The sequence below is a fragment of the Paenibacillus sp. 19GGS1-52 genome (genome assembly GCF_022369515.1).
Lineage (GTDB): Bacteria > Bacillota > Bacilli > Paenibacillales > Paenibacillaceae > Paenibacillus_AQ.
Window position 1 is genome coordinate 4,627,566 of record NZ_CP059724.1, and the last position, 23,182, is coordinate 4,650,747.

General features: G+C 43.3%; 25 protein-coding genes, 2 pseudogenes and 1 riboswitch. Of the genes and pseudogenes, 3 read left to right on the plus strand and 24 right to left on the minus strand.

What is annotated here, in order from left to right:
* Positions 1–74: 74 nt before the first annotated feature.
* A riboswitch (cyclic di-AMP (ydaO/yuaA leader) is annotated at positions 75–219 on the minus strand.
* A gap of 160 nt (positions 220–379) precedes the next feature.
* Genes H1230_RS21625 through H1230_RS21635 form a run of 3 tightly spaced genes read right to left on the minus strand, consistent with a single transcriptional unit; the run spans position 380 to position 3,307 of the window.
* Positions 380–1,255 (minus strand): glycine betaine ABC transporter substrate-binding protein, encoded by an 876-nt coding sequence (locus H1230_RS21625; RefSeq protein ID WP_239717466.1) that lies wholly within the window; start codon positions 1,253–1,255, stop codon positions 380–382.
* A gap of 22 nt (positions 1,256–1,277) precedes the next feature.
* Complete coding sequence (locus tag H1230_RS21630; RefSeq protein ID WP_239711951.1) at positions 1,278–2,111, minus strand: ABC transporter permease; 834 nt, start codon at positions 2,109–2,111, stop codon at positions 1,278–1,280.
* Positions 2,108–3,307 carry a quaternary amine ABC transporter ATP-binding protein gene (locus H1230_RS21635; protein WP_239711952.1) on the minus strand — a complete coding sequence of 400 codons (1,200 nt, stop codon included), beginning with the start codon at positions 3,305–3,307 and terminating at the stop codon, positions 2,108–2,110. The genes H1230_RS21630 and H1230_RS21635 overlap by 4 nt, the downstream gene beginning before the upstream one ends.
* A gap of 257 nt (positions 3,308–3,564) precedes the next feature.
* Between H1230_RS21635 and H1230_RS21640 the strand changes: the two genes are divergently transcribed.
* The gene (locus tag H1230_RS21640; RefSeq protein WP_239711953.1) at positions 3,565–4,122 is read left to right on the plus strand and encodes a GbsR/MarR family transcriptional regulator; all 558 of its coding nucleotides are present in this window, start codon (positions 3,565–3,567) and stop codon (positions 4,120–4,122) included.
* Positions 4,123–4,887: 765 nt separating this feature from the next.
* On the opposite strand, the gene H1230_RS21645 is transcribed toward H1230_RS21640, so the two are convergent.
* The 21 genes and pseudogenes from H1230_RS21645 to H1230_RS21740 all read right to left on the minus strand — a co-directional run bounded on the left by H1230_RS21645 (position 4,888) and on the right by H1230_RS21740 (position 20,011).
* Positions 4,888–6,345 (minus strand): MFS transporter, encoded by a 1,458-nt coding sequence (locus tag H1230_RS21645; protein WP_239711954.1) that lies wholly within the window; start codon positions 6,343–6,345, stop codon positions 4,888–4,890.
* A gap of 106 nt (positions 6,346–6,451) precedes the next feature.
* Positions 6,452–6,987 (minus strand): annotated as a pseudogene (lgt, locus tag H1230_RS21650) (prolipoprotein diacylglyceryl transferase); the annotation flags it as partial.
* Between the two features lie 423 nt (positions 6,988–7,410).
* Positions 7,411–7,986, minus strand: a complete 576-nt coding sequence (locus H1230_RS21655) for a peroxiredoxin family protein (RefSeq protein WP_239711955.1) — start codon at positions 7,984–7,986, stop codon at positions 7,411–7,413.
* A gap of 17 nt (positions 7,987–8,003) precedes the next feature.
* Positions 8,004–8,726, minus strand: a complete 723-nt coding sequence (locus H1230_RS21660) for a cytochrome c biogenesis CcdA family protein (protein WP_239711956.1) — start codon at positions 8,724–8,726, stop codon at positions 8,004–8,006.
* Positions 8,719–9,399 carry a hypothetical protein gene (locus H1230_RS21665; protein WP_239711957.1) on the minus strand — a complete coding sequence of 227 codons (681 nt, stop codon included), beginning with the start codon at positions 9,397–9,399 and terminating at the stop codon, positions 8,719–8,721. The genes H1230_RS21660 and H1230_RS21665 overlap by 8 nt, the downstream gene beginning before the upstream one ends.
* Before the next feature lie 137 nt (positions 9,400–9,536).
* Positions 9,537–9,920 (minus strand): DUF302 domain-containing protein, encoded by a 384-nt coding sequence (locus tag H1230_RS21670; protein ID WP_239711958.1) that lies wholly within the window; start codon positions 9,918–9,920, stop codon positions 9,537–9,539.
* A 147-nt stretch (positions 9,921–10,067) separates the two neighbouring features.
* A complete protein-coding gene (locus H1230_RS31435; protein WP_275590926.1) occupies positions 10,068–10,196 on the minus strand; it encodes a hypothetical protein in 129 nt (42 codons plus the stop codon).
* A gap of 32 nt (positions 10,197–10,228) precedes the next feature.
* Entirely contained in the window at positions 10,229–10,618 is a 390-nt protein-coding gene (locus H1230_RS21675) for a rhodanese-like domain-containing protein (protein WP_239711959.1), read from the minus strand.
* Positions 10,596–11,123, minus strand: a complete 528-nt coding sequence (locus tag H1230_RS21680) for a rhodanese-like domain-containing protein (RefSeq protein WP_239711960.1) — start codon at positions 11,121–11,123, stop codon at positions 10,596–10,598. Before H1230_RS21680 ends, H1230_RS21675 begins: the two co-directional genes overlap by 23 nt.
* Positions 11,092–11,409 (minus strand): rhodanese-like domain-containing protein, encoded by a 318-nt coding sequence (locus H1230_RS21685; RefSeq protein WP_239711961.1) that lies wholly within the window; start codon positions 11,407–11,409, stop codon positions 11,092–11,094. The genes H1230_RS21680 and H1230_RS21685 overlap by 32 nt, the downstream gene beginning before the upstream one ends.
* Positions 11,410–11,449: 40 nt before the next feature.
* A complete protein-coding gene (locus H1230_RS21690; RefSeq protein ID WP_239717468.1) occupies positions 11,450–11,719 on the minus strand; it encodes a metal-sensitive transcriptional regulator in 270 nt (89 codons plus the stop codon).
* Between the two features lie 167 nt (positions 11,720–11,886).
* Complete coding sequence (locus H1230_RS21695; RefSeq protein WP_239711962.1) at positions 11,887–12,672, minus strand: sulfite exporter TauE/SafE family protein; 786 nt, start codon at positions 12,670–12,672, stop codon at positions 11,887–11,889.
* 315 nt (positions 12,673–12,987) lie between these two features.
* Positions 12,988–13,215, minus strand: coding sequence for a sulfurtransferase TusA family protein (locus tag H1230_RS21700; RefSeq protein ID WP_239711963.1), 228 nt, complete (start codon positions 13,213–13,215; stop codon positions 12,988–12,990).
* Between the two features lie 20 nt (positions 13,216–13,235).
* A complete protein-coding gene (locus H1230_RS21705; protein WP_239711964.1) occupies positions 13,236–14,381 on the minus strand; it encodes an MBL fold metallo-hydrolase in 1,146 nt (381 codons plus the stop codon).
* A 19-nt stretch (positions 14,382–14,400) separates the two neighbouring features.
* Complete coding sequence (locus tag H1230_RS21710) at positions 14,401–14,796, minus strand: DsrE/DsrF/DrsH-like family protein (RefSeq protein WP_239711965.1); 396 nt, start codon at positions 14,794–14,796, stop codon at positions 14,401–14,403.
* A gap of 36 nt (positions 14,797–14,832) precedes the next feature.
* Complete coding sequence (locus H1230_RS21715) at positions 14,833–15,399, minus strand: sulfurtransferase TusA family protein (protein ID WP_239711966.1); 567 nt, start codon at positions 15,397–15,399, stop codon at positions 14,833–14,835.
* A 255-nt stretch (positions 15,400–15,654) separates the two neighbouring features.
* Positions 15,655–15,864 (minus strand): annotated as a pseudogene (locus H1230_RS21720) (transposase); the annotation flags it as partial.
* Positions 15,865–15,990: 126 nt separating this feature from the next.
* Positions 15,991–16,362, minus strand: a complete 372-nt coding sequence (locus H1230_RS21725) for a DUF7674 family protein (protein ID WP_239711967.1) — start codon at positions 16,360–16,362, stop codon at positions 15,991–15,993.
* A gap of 14 nt (positions 16,363–16,376) precedes the next feature.
* Positions 16,377–16,661 (minus strand): hypothetical protein, encoded by a 285-nt coding sequence (locus H1230_RS21730; RefSeq protein ID WP_239711968.1) that lies wholly within the window; start codon positions 16,659–16,661, stop codon positions 16,377–16,379.
* 11 nt (positions 16,662–16,672) lie between these two features.
* Positions 16,673–16,930 (minus strand): hypothetical protein, encoded by a 258-nt coding sequence (locus H1230_RS21735; RefSeq protein WP_239711969.1) that lies wholly within the window; start codon positions 16,928–16,930, stop codon positions 16,673–16,675.
* A 393-nt stretch (positions 16,931–17,323) separates the two neighbouring features.
* Positions 17,324–20,011 (minus strand): adenosylcobalamin-dependent ribonucleoside-diphosphate reductase, encoded by a 2,688-nt coding sequence (locus H1230_RS21740; protein ID WP_239711970.1) that lies wholly within the window; start codon positions 20,009–20,011, stop codon positions 17,324–17,326.
* A gap of 417 nt (positions 20,012–20,428) precedes the next feature.
* Here H1230_RS21740 and H1230_RS21745 point away from each other — a divergent pair, with 417 nt between their 5' ends.
* Positions 20,429–22,174, plus strand: a complete 1,746-nt coding sequence (locus H1230_RS21745; RefSeq protein WP_239711971.1) for a DEAD/DEAH box helicase — start codon at positions 20,429–20,431, stop codon at positions 22,172–22,174.
* The gene (locus H1230_RS21750) at positions 22,171–23,133 is read left to right on the plus strand and encodes a YqhG family protein (RefSeq protein WP_239711972.1); all 963 of its coding nucleotides are present in this window, start codon (positions 22,171–22,173) and stop codon (positions 23,131–23,133) included. The genes H1230_RS21745 and H1230_RS21750 overlap by 4 nt, the downstream gene beginning before the upstream one ends.
* The last annotated feature ends 49 nt before the right edge of the window (positions 23,134–23,182 follow it).

Consider the following 23,182-nt stretch of genomic DNA (forward strand, 5'->3'; position numbering starts at 1 on the left):
ACACGCCAGCAGGGTCAAAAAAAGCACAAAAAGAGACCCTTAGCAAGGGTCTCTGGTTATTTAAATAACTACAAAGCAGACCCATCCACTACTGACGAGGTTAGCTGACGGACTCGGGTAAGATGGTACCCTACATTTCAAATGCTCAATGATTCGCCCCAATTGACTGGTTCCCCCGCTTCCCAGCTAAATAAACTGGAAATTAAGCGTGATTAAAGTATAACTCATAAAGTTTTAAAAAGTCAAAAATAAAGGTAAGGCTAGCATGACTGTTAAACATGTATGCCTCTTTACACACAGATTTGGCTATACGCAATCTTAATTCAAATAAGCATTACATTTATAATAGGCTATGAAATGATTGTCACTAAATCCCACGCTATTTCTCAATGCCTGCAATCCATGTACTAACCTTATCCTCATTACCGTCTACCCATGTCTTTGCTGCCTCTTCAGGAGACATTCCACCTTGAATATCTACCATAACCTGTGCCATATCCTCAGCGGTCCACTCAAATTGATCCAAGAAGGTATATACATCCGGCATGTCTTCCTTCAAACCTTTACGAGCCATAGTATGAATTTGCTCATCACCACCGTACACACCTTTGGGATCTTCCAAATATTTCAGATCCATACTGGCGAACATCCAATGCGGTGTCCAACCCGTAACTACGATCGGTTCATTGTTATCATAAGATTTCTGCAGCTCCTGTGCCATCGCTGCCGATGAACTTTCAAGCAATGTATAATCGTTCAGTGCATATTCGTCTAGAGCCTTCTCCGTTGCCATCATGATACCAGCACCCGGCTCAATTCCGATGATCTGATTTTTCAGTGAAGCCGCCATCTCAGGATTGTTTAAATCCTCAATGGACGTAATATCCATATAGGCAGGAACAGCAAGACCGACCTTTGTCCCATCCAAATTCACGCCTAAATCGTCAATGTCATTCCCGTATTTCTCAATATAAGAAGCATGTGTACTCGGCAACCAGGCAGCTACCATCGCATCTGCACTACCATCTGCGACTCCAGCCCACATCGGTCCGGCATCAACTTGTAGCATCTCTACAGTAAACCCAAGCTTCGACTCCAGTACTTCCTTCACTACATTCGTGCTAGCAATTTCTGAATCCCAAGCTACGTATGCGAGCTTAACCTTTTCATTCTTCCCAGATGACGTAGAACATCCCGTCATAGCAGTAACCAACAACACGAGTAACAACAATCCCAAGTTTTTCTTAATCATCATTTTCTTCAAGCAACAACACTCCTTATTCTTTTTTAGATTTCAGTACGTTCTGTGTCAAACGATCCAGCAAAATCGCGATAATTACTATGGCGATACCCGCTTCAAAACCAGCACCTGTCTTGGCCTGTGATACCGCACGGTATACTAATGCACCTACACCTTGTGCGCCAATCATAGAGGAGATGACTACCATGGAGAGCGATAGCATAATCGTCTGATTCACACCAGCCATAATCGTCGGCAAAGCAATTGGAAGCTGCAATTTAATCAACTTTTGGGTTGGGGTTGAGCCAAAAGCATCAGCGGCTTCTACAAGCTCCACAGAAACCTGACGAATACCTAGATTGGTTAAGCGAATGGTAGGTGGAATTGCGAATATAATGGAAGCAATTACTCCTGGCACCACACCTAGTGAGAAAAAGGAAACCGCAGGCAGTAAATATACAAAAGCGGGCATTGTCTGCATGAAATCTAAGATTGGCGTTAATATGCTTCTTATGGTATTACTTTGTGCCGACAAGATGCCCAGCGGTACACCGATTAGTACGGCCAGGATAGATGCAGTCAGTACTAGAGCAAGTGACTGCATCGTTGGGTCCCAGAGACCCATATTATCAATCAGCAATAGACCTATCAAAGCAAACAGCGCTAAACGCCACTTCCCAACCCAATAAGTCAAGGCTACAAGGAGGACGATCAGTATAAGTGACGGAAGGAAGATAAGTGCAGCTTCAATGCCATTCACCATTCCACCAATAACAAGTAAAATCAGGTCGAAGAAGGGACTGAAATAAGTTGTCAACCAGTTCTCCACCCACTCAATTCCTTGACCTAAAGGTAATTTAGGGATATTCATTTCAAAGCCCCTCCTTCCGTTACCGCATTTCCAGCAAGGGCGGAAAGAACAGCTCCTTTAATGACGATCCCTTTCAGTTTATCCGACTCATCCACAACAGCGACGGGTAGATGCGTCTCTGACATCAGCTCGAACAAATCGTTCAGCAGTGTTTCGGGCCGTACGCGTGGAATTTCCCGCCGCATCACATCAAGGATCGATTTATTCTCCTTGAGTGCCTGTGCTGCATCCTCGGCGGTTATAACACCCTGCAGCTTCATTTCATTGTCCGCAACATATAGACTGGATACACCACTATCGCGCATCAACTGAAGCGCTACACGGGGACCCCGTTCAGGTCTGACCATTTCAGGCTGGCGCATGACATGCGCAGCCGTCAATACCTTGGACAAGTCCACATCTTCCACAAACCGTTCCACATATTTATTGGCTGGTTGAATAAGGATTTCTTCCGGCGTGCCGATCTGCACAATGACACCATCCTTCATCAGTGCAATCCGGTCTCCAATCCGCAGTGCTTCATCCAGATCATGTGTGATGAACACAATGGTTTTCTTCAATCGGGATTGCAGCTCCAGCAGCTCCTGCTGCATATCCTTGCGAATCAACGGATCTAGCGCGCTAAACGCCTCGTCCATGAGCAGGATATCTGGGTCGTTGGCTAGCCCACGTGCCAATCCCACACGCTGCTGCATGCCACCACTTAATTGGTCAGGGCGGTGATTCTCCCATCCACCTAAACCTACGAGCTGCAGAGCATCCATAGCGAGCCGAGTTCTTTTCTTTTTCTCTACACCCTGAATCTCAAGCCCATACTCCGCGTTCCCTAGCACCGTCCGGTGCGGGAACAACCCGAAATTCTGAAACACCATGCCGATATTCTTGCGCCGAAATTGCCGTAACTGCTCGGCATTCATCTTAACTACATCGTTCCCTTTAAAAAGAACCTGTCCCGCGGTTGGCTCAATCAAGCGGTTCAGCAGACGAACCAGCGTTGACTTGCCACTACCCGATAGACCCATTATGACAAATACTTCCCCTTCTTCAATACTAAATTCGGCATAATTGACACCAACGGTCAACTTCACTTCCTGAGCGATCTTCTCTTTAGACCACCCTTGCTCTAATAATGGAAGCGCCCGTCCCGTGTCATGGCCAAATACCTTGGTTAGCTGTTTCACCTCTATAATCGGCATGCCGACCTCCTTCTTCCCGCATCTTTAGCGAGCGTGTTCACTCCTTTTAGTCTAACCGACTTGTAAAAAGCAACGCAAAGTCCATAATCGTTTAAAATTATGCATACAGTTTTAACTTTACGAACTTTATGTACAGTTTACTCTGTTTAACGGAGAATTTCTTTGCAAGTGAATTCTTTACTTATTGTAGAGGATTTGATTACAATACAAGATAGAAGAGGTCCGCAATATTAGGCCATTCCTCAGGGAGGGACACCATGAATGATTTAGAAGGGCTTATGCCCGAACAAATACAGCGAATTAGCAAGACCCGGGAAAGAGTCATCGATTCCATTGGCAAAAATTTAGATCTGTACGGTATAACATTGTCTATTGGACATTTATATGGTTATATGTACTTTAATCAAGGACCTATAACCTTAGATGAGCTTAGCCAAACGATGGGGATGAGTAAAACCTCCATGAGTACAGGCGTACGTACCCTGCTAGATCTGAAGATGATCGATAAAGTATGGGGTAAAGGTAACCGTAAGGATCTGTTCGAGGTAACGCCGGACTGGCATCAGAACTTTAGTGATTATTTCTCTATTAAATGGAGAAAAGCCGTTGAAGGAAATATGAACGCGCTAGCGAAATCACTTATAGAAATCAAAGACATGAAGACCGAGTATAACGAGGACATACAATTTAATGAGTTGCTTAGCACGGATGAAAATAAGATTGAAGAAGCCATTAAATACTACCGCTGGTTGCTAAAACTGATTGAAGCACTGGAGAACGGCACAATCTTCGATTTGATCCCTAAAGAAGGGTAATGGGTACATTTGTTAATAACAGAAAATAACAGGCAGCTAATTTTTATAAACAGGAACATTTTCCTCGACCTTTTGAGGAAAGTGTTCCTGTTTTTCCGTATAGTGCTTCCAGTCCTTCTAGGTGGTATCCCAGATGAATTTTAAGCTATAAACTCTCAACCTCCTTCCATTTAAGCCATTTACGAAATAGTAATGCCTCAAGATGATCTGTTCACTGAATTTTACATTCGTATCAATATATACAGCAAATTTATCCACGATTTTCACTTGCAGAATTCATATTCTTAATTTGGAAGTGGTTATCATTTTCACTGTATTTGATCACCACTTTATCAATGGGTCCAACAGCTGAGTCATACCATATATGTGAGTTGGAGAAATCAATAACAATATTGGACTGTTAAACGGATAAATCGAATGATTCCAGAAACTCCTTCACTGAAGCAAAGTTAACCTTCTACTTTATATAGGGTTTGATTGCTCACTTCACGCTTTCAAACCTCAATTTTTGAAACTTGTCCACGAAGAAGATTGTGCTCAATATTACCAGCAAGAAAGAGATCGTGGGTGCGACAACAATGAGAACGGTGACCAGAATCACGACTGCATCACTTTTCGGCGCTTTCCATAAAATACTGATGGAGAACAAGTCAAACGTACCGATCGAAACTATCGGTGGGATACTTTTTATTGATTTTGTTAAATACATGGTTAATAAATTCAGATTCTGCAACTACAACTTTTCAGAACACTAGCTTTTCATTGCTAAATATAATATTCAATGAACTCTTCACTATACTTATGTTCTGATCTCTTCTGAAAAAGCGCTATAAATAGTGCAGCAGCGCTCAACAACCCAATAAGCACAAAGGAAATTCTATAAGCCGTAATATTTGATTGTTTACTTGTAGCTGGCAGTAACCGAAGCGATATTTGGTATAACATACCACTAAGTGTAACACCCATCCCCATGCCAATTGTCCGACTCATATTTAGTGTTGCACCAGCCACCCCTAGTCGCTCTTTAGGAACACTTCCCATGATATGACTGTTATTAGGAGGTGTAAAAATCCCCATCCCAATTCCAACTAACAATAGACCAGAAAGAAGAAGTGGAGTATCTTGTTCGTTCTGGATAAAAGCCAGTAAAATGCATCCTCCAAAGACTGCACTCATCCCCATAATTGCTGGGAAGCGAATACCAAACCGATCTGATATGAAACCGGAAACAGGTGTAAAAACAGTCATGCCGATCGGAACAAATGACAAATAAAATCCGGTCATAGCAATGGTTGTGTGAAATTCGCTTTCGATTAAAAACGGACTGAGAAGCAACACACCATACATCGCCGTAAAAGAAAGAAAGCTCGAAACATTACCAGTCAAAAAGATATTATTCTTAAATAAATTCAAATCAAGCAATGGAGAATTCGAACGGCGCTCTTCTCTGATAAACGAAGTTAGTGCGAGCAGACCTGTGAACAAGCATAATATAATAATTGGTGAGGTCCATCCTTTGATCTCGCCCTTATTCAATACATATACAATCATGACTAGAGCAGGGATGAGAAATGAGACCCCCCAATAGTCGAAAGGTTCTCGTTTCCTGCCTCGTATGTCTTTCGGAAGCAAAAGTACAGCAAGGATCGTTCCTATGATACCTATTGGAATATTGACAAAGAACAACCAACGCCAATCACCTATCGAAAGAAAAGCTCCACCAATTACTGGACCCAGGCTAAGTCCAATTCCTTGTGCACTCGCCTGAATGCCAATGGCTTTTCCTCGATGCTTCAGTGGGGTAGAGGCAGTAATAATGGAGACACTATTGGCTTGTAACATAGCTGCTCCAATTGCTTGCAACACCCTAGAAAGTAACAGCATTGTTAAACTAGACGATAATCCACACAATAAGGAACTGAACAGAAATACACTAAAGCCAGCAGCATACATCCAGCGGCGACCAAACATATCCGCCAGTCTTCCAAATGGAATAACAAGCGACGCAAGCGTTAGCAAGTAAACCAGACTAATCCATTCCGCATCAGACATGCTTATACCAAATTGCCGAACCAGTGTTGGTAGTGCAAGATTGATTATGCTTGCATCTAGAGCTGCCATAAAGGCACCGATACACACCGTAAAAACAACCAGCCAATGGTAACCTTTCCGGTTGATAAGACTTTCAGAAGGACTATATGCAAAGATTTTTTTTGAATACATGGGTGATTATTTCCCCTTTGAGTGTTAATCAAACGCGAGAATATAACTAAGATTGGTCATACTAAGTTACACATGTTCATTGTCAGCTTTCAATACTTTACAGTGAGAGTTCAGTGGGATGGAAATAAACACTCCCAATATGCATCTGGTTTACAATCCAATCAGGAAGATGTAGCTTGTCCTGCAGAAATTCCTTTGATACGGTCCTGCCATGCGCCTCCTGATTTATACAGTTCCCCCATCGGCCGATCATTTGACCAACAATCAAACCTGGAGCACAAATATCAACAATGCGCAAAAAACCGTATCCCTTACGGCGGGTGTAGAACCAAGTTGCAATTAAGGCGGCAATCAATGCCCCATATATTACAATACCCCCATGCCATTTTGATGATCTCAGGGAGGAGTGTTTTTGTAACTGTCCCATTGAAAAGCAACGAAATAGATACGGGCACCCACCAATGCAGAGGGAAGTCCTATCAATACCAAATCCTTAAAAAAATCCATATGTACTCCAAAACGTTTGCCTTCACGGATGGCAAGTATGAGCCCGAGCAATGCTCCTATCCCGATAATGATCCCATACCACCGAACTGTCCAGGCTCCCAGCGAAAATACGATGGGACTAATTAAGATATACATTTGATTCTCCCTATCCAATACAAGTACTCATTATTTTTATTATAACACTCAACACTTCACGACCATCACTCCGTAATGAAAAATCTCCGAGATTCTCAACTATTCTTAAGTATATATCTTTGAACCTAACGTTGATGGCCACATCTCCTATTCAATAGCAAGACCGCTATGTTTGTCTCTACAACCGCCACCATAATGACTGTACCACGTAGTATCCAGAAGTCCAACTACCCTCCAATAAAATCCAGCCCCCCTACAACTCTACCAGTCTGCTATATTATTTTTTACATATTGCAAAATAAGAGGGAAGTGTGTATTCATAAGTAAGAACCATCGATTACTGACTTCATTGATCGTTCAAGCGAACAAGTGGATATTATATAAAGAATCAATTTGTTAACCTTACATCTCACCTTTCTAAATTCATTTAATATTAGAAACTGATTCTTTCATCAACTCATAATTAATCGCGCCCTGAAATTTCCCCCGAATGACGCCAGTTGAATCCAACAGATACGTTGTAGGATAAGCTGCAATCTGATACTTTTGCATTACGTCCCCTTCAGGATCAAGTACAATCGGAAACGTCAATTTATGTTCACCCACGAAAGACTGAATCGATTCGGTGCTCTCTTCAGTTGGAGTTAGGTTTACACCTACAATAGCCACACTCTCCGATTTGTAATCTTCATAAAACTTTTGCATTTGGGGCATTTCCGCCCGGCAAGGTGGACACCAAGTTGCCCAAAAATTAATTAATACTTTCTTCCCTTTAAGTTCAGAAAGTTTAACAGGGTTACCATTCAAATCGTATAAAGTAAAATCTGGAGCAATCTGGCCTTTTTGAATGCCTGTCTCCAGAATGGATACACTTTTATCTTCTACGTGTTCTGAAACTGAAGCGTTCTCCGCATCTGAAACGGATTTATTATAATAATCGTAGCCCCCGTAAACGACTAGCCCCAATAATAAGAAAATGACAATCATATTTTTTTTCATACGGCTTACTCCTTTTATTAAATATTAAAATCCCAAAACGTATATCTCGCAAGCCATGCACTGATTTTTTGCATTTGTCCGGTGAATAACAGAAACCCCATGCCAATAAGAAGCCACCCGTTTATTTTTGACAAGAGCGGTATCCATCTGTTCATTTTTTTCATGATGTTCATCGAATATGTCAGTAGCCATGAAATCAACAAAAAAGGAACTCCCAGCCCCAGGGAGTATACAGCCAGCATCCCAATTCCTTGCCACAATGAATCTGAAGACCCAGCCATAAGTAGAATAGAGGATAACGCTAAACCAACACACGGACTCCATCCTGCACCAAATGCCACACCCGTAAGTAAAGAATGGACCGTGCCGCGGCTTGAATTCCGATTCGACTCCCATGTTCTACCGGACATAAAAATGCGGAGCTTTAATAATCCAGCCATCTGCAGGCCGAATACAATAATCAGTAGACCGCTTATAAGTTGTACCAGTTCACGTTTCTGGGCAAATATACGTCCAATAGTACTCGCTGATGCCCCCATAGCAATGAAAACCAAACTAAACCCGACAATGAAGCTTAGTGATTGATACAATAAGCTCACCCGGTTGACAACTATTTTCCCCTCTTGAAAAGAAGAGCCTGTTAAATGAGAGACATAGGCAGGAATGAGCGGGAAAACACAGGGCGATAAAAATGATAACATCCCCGCAGCAAAGGCAATGAAAATCGTTACATCATTCATGGAAGACTCCTTTCTGCTTCTTTTCGTCTAACCAGGTCCATCCAGTCAAGAAACCAGCGATCACAAGTAAAACGATTTGCTGTTTACTGAATGATAGTAACCACAACGGGCGTTCAGTGACTAAAAATAAAAGCGTAATATTTCCAATTAAAAACCAGATCGCAAATTGAATTCCCTTTAAATTTTTCGTTCTTATTTGTGAAATGAACATGGTAATCAGAAGAATAACTGTCAATCCGGCGGTTGCACTATGGAACCAAGCAGGGTGATCACTCATAATAACTAACAACACATGGTAAACAGTCCAACCTGCGAAAGTAAACCATACTCCGATATCAACCATCACCCTAAAAGACAAGTTCAGTTTAGAGAACCTATACCAGATATAAGCCAAAACAGCTAAGGTAGCTAACCATCTCCCCTTTACTCCACCATCGAAATATAACAATGAAAGCGGATATTGAATGAATTCCACAAAGTGAAAAACAAGATAACTCCCTTTCCATACGATCACCCAAAGCCCAATTGCATCTAGTGTGTAAGACAATACCGAATTCTTCTCCGGTAAATTACGTAGCCGATGTCGTAATATCAACCATCCTGCTGCTCCACAACTGAGGTACAGAATTAGTTGTCCGTTCAAAACGAAAGATCCTAACTGTAGATTATTCAAATCCATCTCCTCCTTCTTGACGAACGTTCTACCGATCTTCCATATAAAACAAGCCCAGTACCGACTGGTACTAGGCAGTACTTAACATGAAATCCACTCAATTAAATCAGTGCATTTCAACTTAAGTAGATATAATATTACTGACTTTTATCCACACATGTGATAAGGCGCTTTTCTATATCGGACGCGATGGACATTAACTTGTCATTTTCTATGAGGCCAATGAGACTCGTTGGCTTCGGCAACCCGATTTTGGTAGTACCGTTTTCTTCATAAACCACTAGCTTGCAAGGAAGGAAATAACCAACAAGGGCATTTTCGGACAATACGTGCTTTGCTTCAACAGGATTACAAACCTCCAGGATATGATAGGTCATCTCAAGTTCGACGCCTTTTTCCTGAAGTTTCTCCTTCATATCCATCTGCCAAAGAACGCCAAACTTCTCTGCTTTCAGGTTTTCCGTAAGAGCTAATATCGCTTCTTCAGGTGTTTTGGTTGTTTCAACAGTATAATGGAACATTACGCTTCATCCTCTCGTTATCATTTTTGTACGATCAGAACATAATGAGCGTTAGTTGGGTGATGAACTGGTAATCCGTGAACTGGTGCATTATTTTCCCATTCCAGGTAAACACAACGTCCGCCTTTACGCAATACTCTATGACTCTCAGTCAGAGACTGAATTAGTCAATTTGCGTTCTTCAGCCTCTTGCTTATGACTGTAAGCATCACGGGTCAATATCCAAGGGATAGACGGAACCATTCGTTCGTTCAGCAGCAGTAAAATTATCATCACCCTAAATTGTCTATCCTAAACGGATGAGTCTCTTATCCGCGTTTCAGCTTACCGCTCCAGCCGCTTAAGCCACCTTGTAGGTGAACAAGCCCTGTAAAACCATTTTTGATCAGAACTCTTGCCGCATTCTTGCTTCGCATACCACTTCGGCAATATAAAAAAATAGTATTATCCTTAGGTATTTCCCCTAAGCGACCAGACAGTTGGGATAATGGAATGTTCTTCGCACCGTTGATATACCCAGTCTTATACTCTCCCGGCTCTCGTACATCGATAAGTATCCGTTTATCAGTGCGCTCCATCATATTTCGGAAATCCTCAGACCTTAGCGGCTTTAATCCTTTAGCAGGTCTTACACGGGAATAGACAAACCAGAGCAACAATACAATCACTGCTATGTTAATGATTGAACCTGTGTTCACAATTCCTTCCTCCTTTTACGGGAATTTCATGAAAATTTGTTTGGTCAGGCAAAAAATCACCTTGTATTGCAAATAGACTACGAAATCCATGCTTACGGAGGATTCTTGCTGCTTTATTGCTTTGGTATAAATTGTTGGACAAAATTAATACATCATTATCAGGAAATAGATCGTGTTGCCAAACATAAGGTAGACGCCCTAAAGATATATTAATCGAGCCGGAAATATGTTCTTCCAAATAATCCGAAGCATCCCTGACATCGAGCATTTTCAAGTTTAAGCTATCCTTTGTTTGAATCCAGTCCTGAGCATTAACATAGGAAAGTGAACGAACGGGCCAAAACTGGCGCCAGAACCATAAAACCACCGTTCCAATTAAAAAACACAATAGTATTATCATATTCCCCTGTCCTTTCAATAGCGCTGCAGCAACTGGTAATTGCCCAGTTACTGCAGAACCGTCATGTAAGGCGTTAGTCACGCACCAGTTCATCCGTCCAGGCATTAAGTCCACCCGTCATGTTCACAACATTAAATCCCTTTTCACTCAGTAGTTCGCAAGCCATACCGCTCCGGTTCCCGCTTCGACAGATGACAATGGTTTCTCGTGCAGGATCCAGCTCATGTTGCCGTTCCAAAAGCAGTCCCAGCGGAATATGCTTGGCACCTTCGATATGTCCTTCTGCCCATTCATCAAGTTCGCGAACATCCAGCATAATAAGGGTCTCCCCTTTCTTGAGCTGCGCTGCTATCTTCTGGGGTGTGATTTCTTTTGCAATCTTGAAAGCCATGTTAATCTCTCCGTTTCTTTATTCGGTATTAAGCTCTCCGTTAGTGACTTTTCACAAGAAGCTCGACGGCTTCCTTGACTATTTTCTGGGTATCTTGATTACCCCCAGCTTGTTCAGCTAAGATACATTGATGCAGGTTCTCCGCGACAATTTGGGCAATAGCTTTGTCGGATGCATTGCGTACGGCAGACATTTGAGCCACAACTTCTTTGCAAGACTTTCCTTCTTCCATCATTCGCAACACCCCCCGAACCTGACCCTCGATTTTGCGTAAACGTGTCTTCATTTCATCCGGATAATTGTAATCCATCATTAATCCTCACCTTTCAAGTTATACCAGTATGGGTATAGTATAATGCAATAAACGCTGCAAAAGAATTTTCAATTTCACGTCTCTCATATACTAGTACCCCTATAGGTATTAGTATAACATGAAAAATTGTTAACACAACTCCTTTTAGGTATGTTTTTGCATGATTATAGAATGGAAGACCATACCTTTACAGCCGTGAGGGCAATTAAGACGACTAATCCATACCGCAGAACATTAACATTAATTTTGGAACTTATCCTTGATCCAAGAGGTGCACCCAGTAGACTCCCGATTACAGTATAAATTGTAGGTTCCAGAGGAATACCCCCAGCCGAGATTTTACCGATCAACCCACCGATTGCTGAAATAAAGACGATAGCGAGTGAGGAGGCAATAGTCGTACGTGTTGGTATTTTGAGAACGGTAAGCATTATGGGAATGAGAATAAACGCACCGCCAGCACCTACGATTCCTGAGACAATACCTACCAAAAGAGCTGTGCCTATTGCTATGATTTTATTGAATGTTAGATTATCTGATTGTTCCTCACTTCCTTTTCTAGGGATAAGCATTAGAATAACTGCAACGACCGCTAGAATTCCGTATATCAAGTTGATAACTTCCCCGTCAAGCAGACCTGAGATATAACCTCCAACCAGGCTGCCAACGAGAATGCTGCTCCCCATGTACACTACTAAACCTTTATGAACAACAGCCCCATTATTTTTTTTTCGCCGAAAAGCAATCACTCCTGCAAGCGAAGCAAAAAAAACTTGGAACATACTGATCGAAGATACTTCGTGAGCCGAGAAATTAGCCACCCCAAATAATGGAGGTACATATAAGAGAAGGGGATAATTAATAATGGCTCCGCCAATCCCAAGCAATCCGGAAAAGAAAGAACCGACCAGACCTAGCAATACCATTACGATAAAAAGCAATATATCCATCGGTTTTCACCTTCCTTTACATGGTTTGAAGAAAATAAAAGACAGTATACGAATCAGAAATAAGTGGGTATAATAAAACCAAGTAAAATAATGTGAAATGAGTGATTAAGCATGTTTAACGTGTTGAAGACTCTTTTTGAAGATAAATGCCCTATATGCAGCGATAAATTGCATGCCGATAGCAATGCTGTCTGCTGTACCAAGATATGCCCAAAAGGCCATTATAAAGAAGAGAGCTATTGCTCGCTTGGCGTCCGAATTGTCTATGACGGCTTGAAATAAGCGAATACGCTCGAGGCGTATTCGCTTATTTTTTTATATCTTCTTTACAAAGAATTTATAGATGCCATTTTCTTCTTCGTATTTAATAAGCTCGTTTTGGGTTTGTTTGACCCATGCCTGAAAATCATTGATGGAACCTTTGTCCGTTGATTGAACTTCCATAATTTGACTAGATGTAAGACCATCCAGGGCTTTCTTTGCTTTTACAATTGGCATTGGACATGCCAATCCTTTCGTGTCGACCACAAGATCTACTTGCATTTTATTAAATCCTCCTCTTATTAATCGTGAACTGCACAGCGGTTTGGACCTATTTCCATCTCTTGCTGTTCTTCTTCACTTGGTGTCATTTTCCCCATATTCGTTTGACGGATTTCCTGGTATGCATTCGGCTGAGGTGGCAGATTTTCAGTTACAGTGCGCCGGAATGCTGCTTCCTCTTGAATATTCAGACCTGGATTTTTACCATAGAGTTCCGACAATTTTGCCATAACTTTTCCGCCCACTCCAAGTTCGGATGCTTTTCCGAAATGAGCTGGAAGAACGATTAAACTCTGCGACAGTTCTTTGTAACGGTTATAGAGTGTTTCACGAAGGTCTCCGACCCAATCCTCTGCCTTGCCAGCTAAGTCAGGACGTCCGATAGATTCGATGAAAAGGATATCGCCGGTCAACAAGAATTGTTCGTCAACGATAAGCGAGGTGCTGCCGATCGTATGCCCCGGTGAATATAGCGGCTCAATACGAATCATTGTATTTCCAACAGTGATATTCTGTCCTTCTTCCAATTTCTCATAAGGAAAAGTTACTTCGTCAGCATCCTTGGGTGGCAACCAATAAGTTCCTCCATTCTCTTCAGCCAACTTCCGACCGCCTGAGATATGGTCAGCATGAAGGTGAGTATCTAGGGTATGCTTAATCGTCGCACCTTGGCTTTTCGCAAATTCTTCGAAAACTTCCGTCATCCGGAGTGTATCCACTACGGCTGCCTCACCGTCTGAAACAATCATATAAGACAAGCATCCTTTACCGATCCGAACGAACTGGTAGAGCGATCCCCCACCCTTCAATTCACTGATCTTGACAGGTTCTAGATGCTCACTCCAAGATTTCATTCCGCCTTCTAGATAATGTACATTATTTCTTCCCGCTTCAACAATCTGCTCTGCCACAAATTTGGAGGAACCTTCCTTTGAACATACGACAACGATTTTTTTGTCATTCGGAATTTTATCAAGTGCAGGGTCCGCACCGTCCAATAGCTCAAAATAAGGGATATTAATCACATCAATCATTTCGCCCTCAATTTTCCAGTCATTAAAATCGCTCTCATTGCGAACGTCTAGAATAAACAATTCTTCTTTGGCCAGAACTATTCGTGTAAGTTCCTTGGCTGTCATTATACTCAATCCTTTTGTAGCTTCCATGTATCAGTTCCTCCTTTGGTTAGAATGTTAAAGAGACATTCGCATCCTTAGCGAAATCTAAGAATGTTACTGCGCCTCCGACTTCGATTCCATCGATAAATTCTTCCTTCTGCAAATTCATTACATCCATAGTCATCTGGCAAGCAATAATTTTGACACCCAGCTCCTGTGCCATTTCAACCAGTTCGGGAATGGATGGAACGTTGGCATTTTTGAAGCCTTCAGCAAAATGTTCCCGTCCCTCCGGCAATGGCAGCTGGTGATGAGCCTTTTTATGAATCAAATTCAGTCCTTCAAAGGTGAAGAAGATTGCAACTTCTGCATCGGTTGCCGCAGAAGCTGTTGCAATATTAAACACTTTATATGCATCAAACAAACCACCGTTACTTGCGATAATAGCTACTCTTGTACTCATTATGTTAAAACCTCCATTTTATGTTTAGGTATTCTACTAGTTTCTTTCCGTTGGTCCTGTCCATCCGGACATTCCAGGTTCAACATTCTGCACAGCAGAGAAGTCTTTCTCAGCTAGCAGTTGGCAAGCTAGATCACTACGTGTTCCCGTCCTACAAATAACATGGATATTATCTTCTCTTCTGAGTTCATTCAAACGATTTTCCAATTCACCGAGAGGAATAGAAATCGCACCTGGAATTCGATGAAATGCATATTCAGCAGGTTCACGGACATCGAGAATCATTACCTTCTCACCACTCGCCATTTTTTTCTCAAGCTCTTCATTCGAAACGACATGCTTATATTTTTTTTGCTCCTTAATCTCATCGGGGCTGGCTTTGCGAAGATAATGTTTGAGTACGTTATCTTCTTCAATGGTTCCTAAATACTGATGTCCAGTATTCTTTGCCCATCCTTGAATATCGGCTAGAGAGCCTTTATCGGTGGCTTGAACTTCAATAATCTGACCAGCTTCAAGCTGGTCCATCGCTTTCTTTGTTTTAACGATAGGCATCGGGCATGCCAGTCCTTTGCAATCCAGTAATTGATCTGCTTTAATCATTGGAAATTTTTAACCTCCTTGAAATTTTTTAATCTACTGCTAAGGTTTTATACCCATACCCGTATGAGTAAATATATATGTATTGATCTCCTTTGTCAATAGTATTTGTAAGTAACTAAGCGGCCTCAAGTTCATTTATTCCGCTGAAGATGAAAAAATAAAACATCTCGTACAAATATTAAGGGAGGAATAAACATGGGTCATAGATGTTTGAGCGAGACCCATTATTGCATTAAAGAAGAAACCATAGCATTATTTGCCTTCTGCTATCTTCCGTTGGTAAAACTCGTAGAACAAGGGATTACGCTGTTTCTTGTTGATTCCTTTGGCTACTTGGATTTGCTGAACGGCAAGGTTATGGAAGATGCTGTTTAATACCCGATTGCCTTGTCCGCTTGCTTGGTTTTTGCCCTTGCCGCCCGAACTAAAGAGTATCGGTGCAATTCCTGCGAATCGTGCTCTTATACTGGTATTACATGGGTTACGCATGATTGGACTCAGCCGCCTGATTCATTCGGCACTGGATGGGGTATAAAAAAGACCTTGAGGATTACCGCCCCCAAGGTCAATGCATATCTTAGTCTGTGCTGACTAGATTCTCCTACCTAAATCTCTATCAGCTTCTATCTGAAGTTCTATCGTTTTAGATCCCATGTATTTCTGTGCAGTTCCTAGAATCGATCTGTCATTCCCGAGTATTTCCAAAACTGTAACCGAAAAAACGTTCATCAAGTGAGCATCTTCGTCATTAGATACTTCTTCAAAATATTTAAAAATACTTTCTAACAGATTGATGTTTCTTTCCTCGCTCAATAGTTTAATTACTTCGGGCATGAAGACGCTCTCAATTATTACAGTTTCTAGCACCTCACCGCTATCTGCGATTGATTTTCTATACGCATCATCAGTTGACGGTAAAAAATCTAACATTATTCTCAAGAATTCTTCCGATTTTTTATTCATAACCAACAACTCCTCTATTTAAACAGACGTATTGCCTTCTCTAAATCATCTCTTAAAGCATCAACTATATCTAAGTCATTTAAACCAAGTTTCCCGGATTTCGCTAGATTATTTAACTCAGATAAGCGGTTCTGTGCTTTTTGTAAATGCTTTGAAGAGCCCTCATAAAACTCCGTTGTTAGTATGGAAGAAATTCCAAATGAACTTTCGGCTACTTCAACAGAATATCCTACTCCGACTTCAGCTTCAAACATTGAAAATACAGAGGTGATATATGCTAAGCTTGCTGCTTCATTCATAATTTGCCATCTTAGTTCTGCAGTATAAGCATCAATTTTTTTTGTTCTTGAGCTTTATTTTTGGCCTCAACTTTAGAAGCCGCCGCATTCACCTCCATCTGAGCTTTTATCGGTGCCACTATCTCCATTTTTGCTATCGAAACTAGTGAGTTGATCTGATCCGTAGTAGCTTGTTGACCCTTCGAATTCTCATGAGAAGTCTCTTGGATTACCTTTACTGCCGTAGCCACCGGATTATAATTTGCCACAGTTTTAGTAGTTGTCGTCAAAATTTTCTGTTCAGAGGAATATGAAGAGATTGGAACACTAAAAGTCAACCCACTATATTTTACTAAATCAGGTTTATCAGAGAAATGAAATTTGGCCGTATACTCACCAATTTGTTTTTCACTTTTTGCAATTAGTCCTACTGTGCTAAGTTTTCTTTGTAAAGCTTCTCGGTTAGCAGCTTTAATTTTGTAGATATTATACTTGGGTATTTTATATCTCCTTCATGGTTTTCCATGTTAAATAAAATCATTGCATCAAATAGGCACAAACAAAAAAGAACACGGCAACATAATGAAGCATGCTGCCGTGTTCTAGATGTAGTTACGATGTATTTCTATTCACTTAAGTGTATGAATTTATATTATCATTCACTAAATATTCATTCAAAATCCTCAACCACACCGACTATACCCACAAGTACTGCAAGTCTTACAGCCCTCAATATTAATTAATGACGCGCTGCCGCAGGATGGGCAGAGGTCACGCGAGGCTGTGGAATGGTTGTGACTACTATGACCGCCGTGTCCATCATCTGTGGCGGTTGCGGCGGGAACGCTGGACTTCAGTTCGGCGTTTAATGCCTCTGTGAAATCTCCAAGCTCCAGTGTCGCTGCAATGGGTGCAGGGATATGATCGTCTTGGGCATTGTTCTGCACATGCGTTTCCAGTGCTTTGGCGACAGCGTCAGCAATGGATTCTACACGGTTTGCACCAAAGCCGATGGCGCCGGAGCCGCCGATGCCTTTAAGATGTTTGATCAGCAGTTCTACCTTCTCGCCATGATCTCCATAACGAAGGAATAGCGAGCAGACCCGACCCAGTGCTTCAGCCATAGCGAATACATCTGATCCTGCCTTCCCTACATTCAGGAAGATTTCTGCTGGAGTGCCGTCCAGATCATTAATGGTAATGTACGCCATTCCAAATGGTGTATTGATCTTATAAGTAGCGCCGCGCAATACCTGCGGACGTTTCTTGTATTGTTTATCCACTACTTCGGCATTAGCTTTCGGAGTAGGGCTTACAGCCACGGCTGCAGTTGAACTTGCACTCACACTTGAACTTGCACTAGCCGTTACATCAGTTGTCGCCGCAGCTTCAGAAGTTGCAGCTGATACTGCTTCTTCTACATCCTTTTTGTCTTCTTTTTTCGTTGTCTCCAGAATTTGTACATCACGGCTGCCGTCACGGTAGATCGTTACGCCTTTGCAGCCTAAGTCGAAGGCCATTTCGTACAGCTCAGCAGTCTCTTCTACGGTAAAGTCAGCCGGACAGTTAGCGGTCTTGGAGATCGAGCTGTCTACCCAGCGCTGAATTGCCGCTTGCGCACGAATGTGATCCTTGGCCGATAAGTCCATCGACGTTACGAAGTAATCCGGCAGATCTTCACCAGGGTGAGCTTCCAGCCAATCCTGAGCAATCGGTACGAATTGTTCATCATAGCCAAGACGACTTTGACGGTAATATTTGAAGGCAAAATAAGGTTCAATACCCGTTGATGTGCCCACCATTGTACCCGTGCTGCCTGTAGGAGCTTGGGTGATAACAGTAACGTTACGCATTCCGTGCTTACGGATGGACGCGCCAACCTCAGGGTACGTTTCGGTAATATTCTTCATAAAGCCGCTCTGTAAGTATTTCTCGGTATCAAACGCTTGGAAAGAACCCTTCTCGCCGGCAATTTCTGCCGAAGCAAGATACGCTTCACGAGCCATAAAGCCATACAGCTTGTCCAGAAACTCAAGTGATTCCGGGCTGCCGTAACGGATGTTCAATTTAATCATCAGCTCAGCCAGACCCATCGTGCCCAAACCAACACGGCGTTCCTTCTTCTGATTCGCTTCATTTTCCGGGAAATGATATGGAGTCTTATCAATAACATTATCCAGGAAACGAACGGAATAACGAGTGGTGGTCGCCAGATCTGCCCAGTCTACATCATGATTCTTCTCATCATAGAACTTGGAGAGATTGACAGCTGACAGATTGCAGACGCCCCAGCCAGGCAAGCCCTGTTCACCGCAAGGATTCGTACAAATGATCGGGTTAAAATACCAGCTGTTGGACATTTGGTTGTAGTATTCCATGAATACTACACCAGGTTCAGCCGACTTCCAAGCCGATTCAATAATCGTTTTCCAGATATCACGTGCTTTAACTGTGCGGTAATGAATGACGCTGCGGCCATCGGCCTTCCACTTGTCAAGATCGCCATCCCACAGGGTGTCATAGTCAGGTTCAGTTGTATCCGGGAATACCAGCTCCCAATCCAGATCCTCCTTAACAGCCTTCATGAAGCTGTTGCTTACGCATACGGACAGGTTGGCATTGGTCACTTGACCCATCGTTTGCTTCACCGTAATGAAGTCCAAGACATCCGGATGCCAGTCGTTGATCATCAGCATCAGCGCACCACGACGGCTGCCGCCTTGCTCGATTAATCCGGTTGTATAGCTGAACAGACCGCCCCAGGATACAGAACCGCTCGAAGAGCCATTAACACCTCTGACGATAGCCCGGCGTGGACGCAGTGAAGATAGATTGATTCCTACGCCGCCACCGCGAGCCATAATCTCCGTCATTTCCGACAACGTCTGCATGATACCGCCACGGCTATCCTTAGGAGAAGGTATTACATAACAATTAAAAAGTGTCAGTTCTTCACTAGCTCCCGCACCTGCTGCAATGCGCCCTCCTGGTACGAGCTTCCAGTCATCCAGAATCGAACGGAATTTGCCTGTCCACTCCTTTTGAAGCTCAGGCGTCTTCTCGACGGAAGCCATCGCTCCAGCCAGCCGGTCCCACATTTCTTCAGGCGTCTTCTCTATATTAAGGGTAAGCTTCTCTACATCCGATTGCACATGTTCACCGCTGCGTGTCTTTACCGTTACAATGCGGCCGCTGCGTTCTACAATTTCGCCAACTTCCTTCGTGGGAAACTTCGGGTCATCCTTTGTCAGCACAAGCACAACATCGCCTACCTTGGCATTGTTGCTGTCTGCATCCTTCCAGGCATAACGATCCAAAAATATTTTCTCACTCAGCCCTTCCAAGTGTTGTTTGCGTTCGACTGTACTCAATAAAAAAACCTCCCGCTTATGTGATTGTGTTACTTCCGATTCATCGTGTGGGTGTTCTTTTTGATACCCACAACATAAACTTCCTGCACTAAGCATTAGCCTCTAAGAAGGTACTCAGGAAGTTCATCTTGTCAATATCAAATAACCACTAATCGCTCAATTTAAGCATAATTTCAAGCATTTGTCACAATATATTGTGTGCGTCAGCTTTTAAACTATACCACATATTGTATCATAGGTCGTTTTCGAAAAAAGAGCCGTTCGGCCGATATTTCAGCAAAAGATCACCCTTATCCTCCCTTTTACTCACTTTTTTCTAGGCATTCTAGAAAAATATCAGGTTATGAAATCTCTTTTTTTCGCGCATACTACTCCTACGCATTATTATATGATTCAGCGCCGAAGGAGGCTGCTTATATGTCGCAATTTTCCCGAAATTCTCTGCTGCTACAGAGCAGTAAGCCCGCACCATTGGTGCCTGTTCCGCTTTCCTTTGACCGAAACTGGCTGCAGGATTTGGAAAGTAGACTCGACAAAGGTGGTCCATGGGGAGACTGGAGATTGTCACGGCTTGCCGTACAAGGAGAGGAAACAGGGCTGATCACCAGCTTCGACGAGCTGCAGTGTATGAAGCATTTATCCGGACTGTCTCCGCTCCCTCACCAGCTCGATACCGCTCATAAAGTACTCTTTCAAATGTCAGGCCGGGCGATTCTCGCCGATGAGGTTGGACTAGGCAAAACCATCGAAGCAGGACTTGTGCTCAAAGAATATCTGGTGCGCGGACTGGTCTCCAAGGTATTGATTCTGGTTCCAGCCTCGTTAGTATTGCAATGGGTGCGGGAGTTGAACGCTAAATTTGGTATTTCAGCTGTCGCCCAAAAGAAATCCTATTCCTGGGGTAGCGACATCGTCGTCGCCTCTATGGATACCGCCAAACGTGATCCGCATAAAGAAGTCCTGCTGGAGAATGAATATGACATGCTGATCATCGATGAGGCTCACAAGCTGAAGAATAAGAAATCTACCAATTATCTGTTCGTACAGCAATTGCGCAAAAAATACTGCCTGCTGCTTACTGCTACACCCGTCCAAAATAACTTAAGCGAACTGTTTAACTTAATCACACTGCTGAAGCCTGGACAGCTTGGAAATCAGGGGGATTTCGCCACTAATTTCGTTGTCGATAAACGCCAGCCCAAGAACGAGATCCAACTTCGGGGTGAGCTTTCCAAGGTCATGATCCGCAATCGGCGCGGCGAAGGTCCGGTCAATTTCACCAAGCGTAAGGTCCGCAATATCCCACTGACACTCTCCACTGAGGAGAAGGTATTATATGACGGAGTTACTGCTTTTGTCAAAGACCAATATCAGGAATCTGGGGGCAATCTTAGCAGTATGCTCTCCTTAGTCACACTTCAGCGCGAGGTATGCAGCAGTCGTGATGCCGTATTCATAACCTTGGTGAATCTGATCAAGAAATTGCCTGAGGACTCGCCGAAACGGGACCGGATGATGGGTCTGCTACAGACCATTCGTACCGTTAAGACAAATACCAAAGCGGAGAAAACATTAGAGCTAATCCTGGAAATGAAGGAAAAGGTCATTGTATTTACAGAGTATCGGGCAACTCAGGAATATTTGCTGCAATTTTTCCGCGACCATGGGCTGATGTGTGTCTCTTATTCCGGAGGGATGAACCGTGGTAAAAAAGACTGGATGATGGACCTCTTCCGCGGCCGGGCCCAAGTAATGATTGCCACCGAAGCAGGCGGCGAAGGCATTAACCTGCAATTTTGTCATCACATGATCAATTTCGATCTGCCCTGGAATCCAATGCGAGTCGAACAGCGGATTGGGAGAGTACATCGGTTAGGTCAGGAGAATGACGTCATCATCTATAATCTGTCCACTCAGGGTACGATTGAAGAACACATCCTTCATTTGCTGCATGAGAAAATCAATATGTTCGAGATGGTTATTGGCGGGCTGGATGTTATTCTGGAACGTTTCGAGAAGAAGGAATCCTTGGAGAAAAGTCTATATAAAATAGTGCTTGAGGCCCGCACCGATGAAGAACTGCGCAGCGGGCTGGACCATATTGGCGAATCCCTCAGTGAATTGACTGAAGACATTCAAAAGGAAAGTGAGGCCGCGACATGACCCTCTCCCCGCAGCAGGTTCGTACACAGGTTATGAATTATCTGGAGGTGACAGAATGCGCCATCATTGAAGCTTCACCACTTCATGTTACGGTGAAGCTGTCCCCACGCGCCGACCGGATGCTCACGGACCGTCCCTATTATTGGGGCTTCGTGGAAAGAACCGGAGTGGAGCCGGAGACGTTATCGTTCACCTTTGTGTTTGATCCGGAGAAATATGACAGCCTGACAAGTGCAGCTTCGAATCCGCCACCAAATAGAGGTACTAAACCAGGTACTCCCTCAACCGATCCGCAGGACAGTATATTAGCCCGCTACTTTGGGGTTGTTCCAACACAGCCCTGGATCGGCCCCGGTATGATCAGGCGTGAAGATGTGATCTATGGCAGCAAGCGGCTGCTGCAAATTTGGTCAGCGGCCCGCGATGAAGGCAAATGCCTTTATCTGTTTGAGAACCCGGGAAGCAGGCAGCGAACTACCCTGTTCTCAGCCGCCTACGAACCGTGGCTTGGCGTTTGTTACAAGGTGGAAATGACCTGCGATCTGAAGCGGGAGGAACTGCATTTTGTAGGAATCTCCTTGGTCACTGGAGCCATCATTGATGACTTTGGGACAAAGCTGAATCAAATTGAACTGATTCCCCGCCTGCCGGAGAATGTGCATATTCAACCTCTTGAACTAACAGTCTCCGCAGGTACCGATCGACTGGAAGCTCATCTCACAGAGCAGCTTGCCGAACTTGACTATGCATGGGCGGAGGAAGCCCGCGCTCGGCTGCGGCTGGAGCTGTCTATTATTGATGTTTATTATGAGGAGCTACTGAAGGAGCCTGACGAAGAGAAACGGTTGGGGATTGATGAGCAATACAATCGCCGCAGAACAGAAACCACCTGGCAATACGAGCCACAGGTTGCAGTTTCTGCGGTGACTTACGGGCTGTTTCATCTGCGGAGCACATAGAATGTGACCCCACTCGCTAAAAGCAGGCAAAAAAACAGTGAAATTCCTT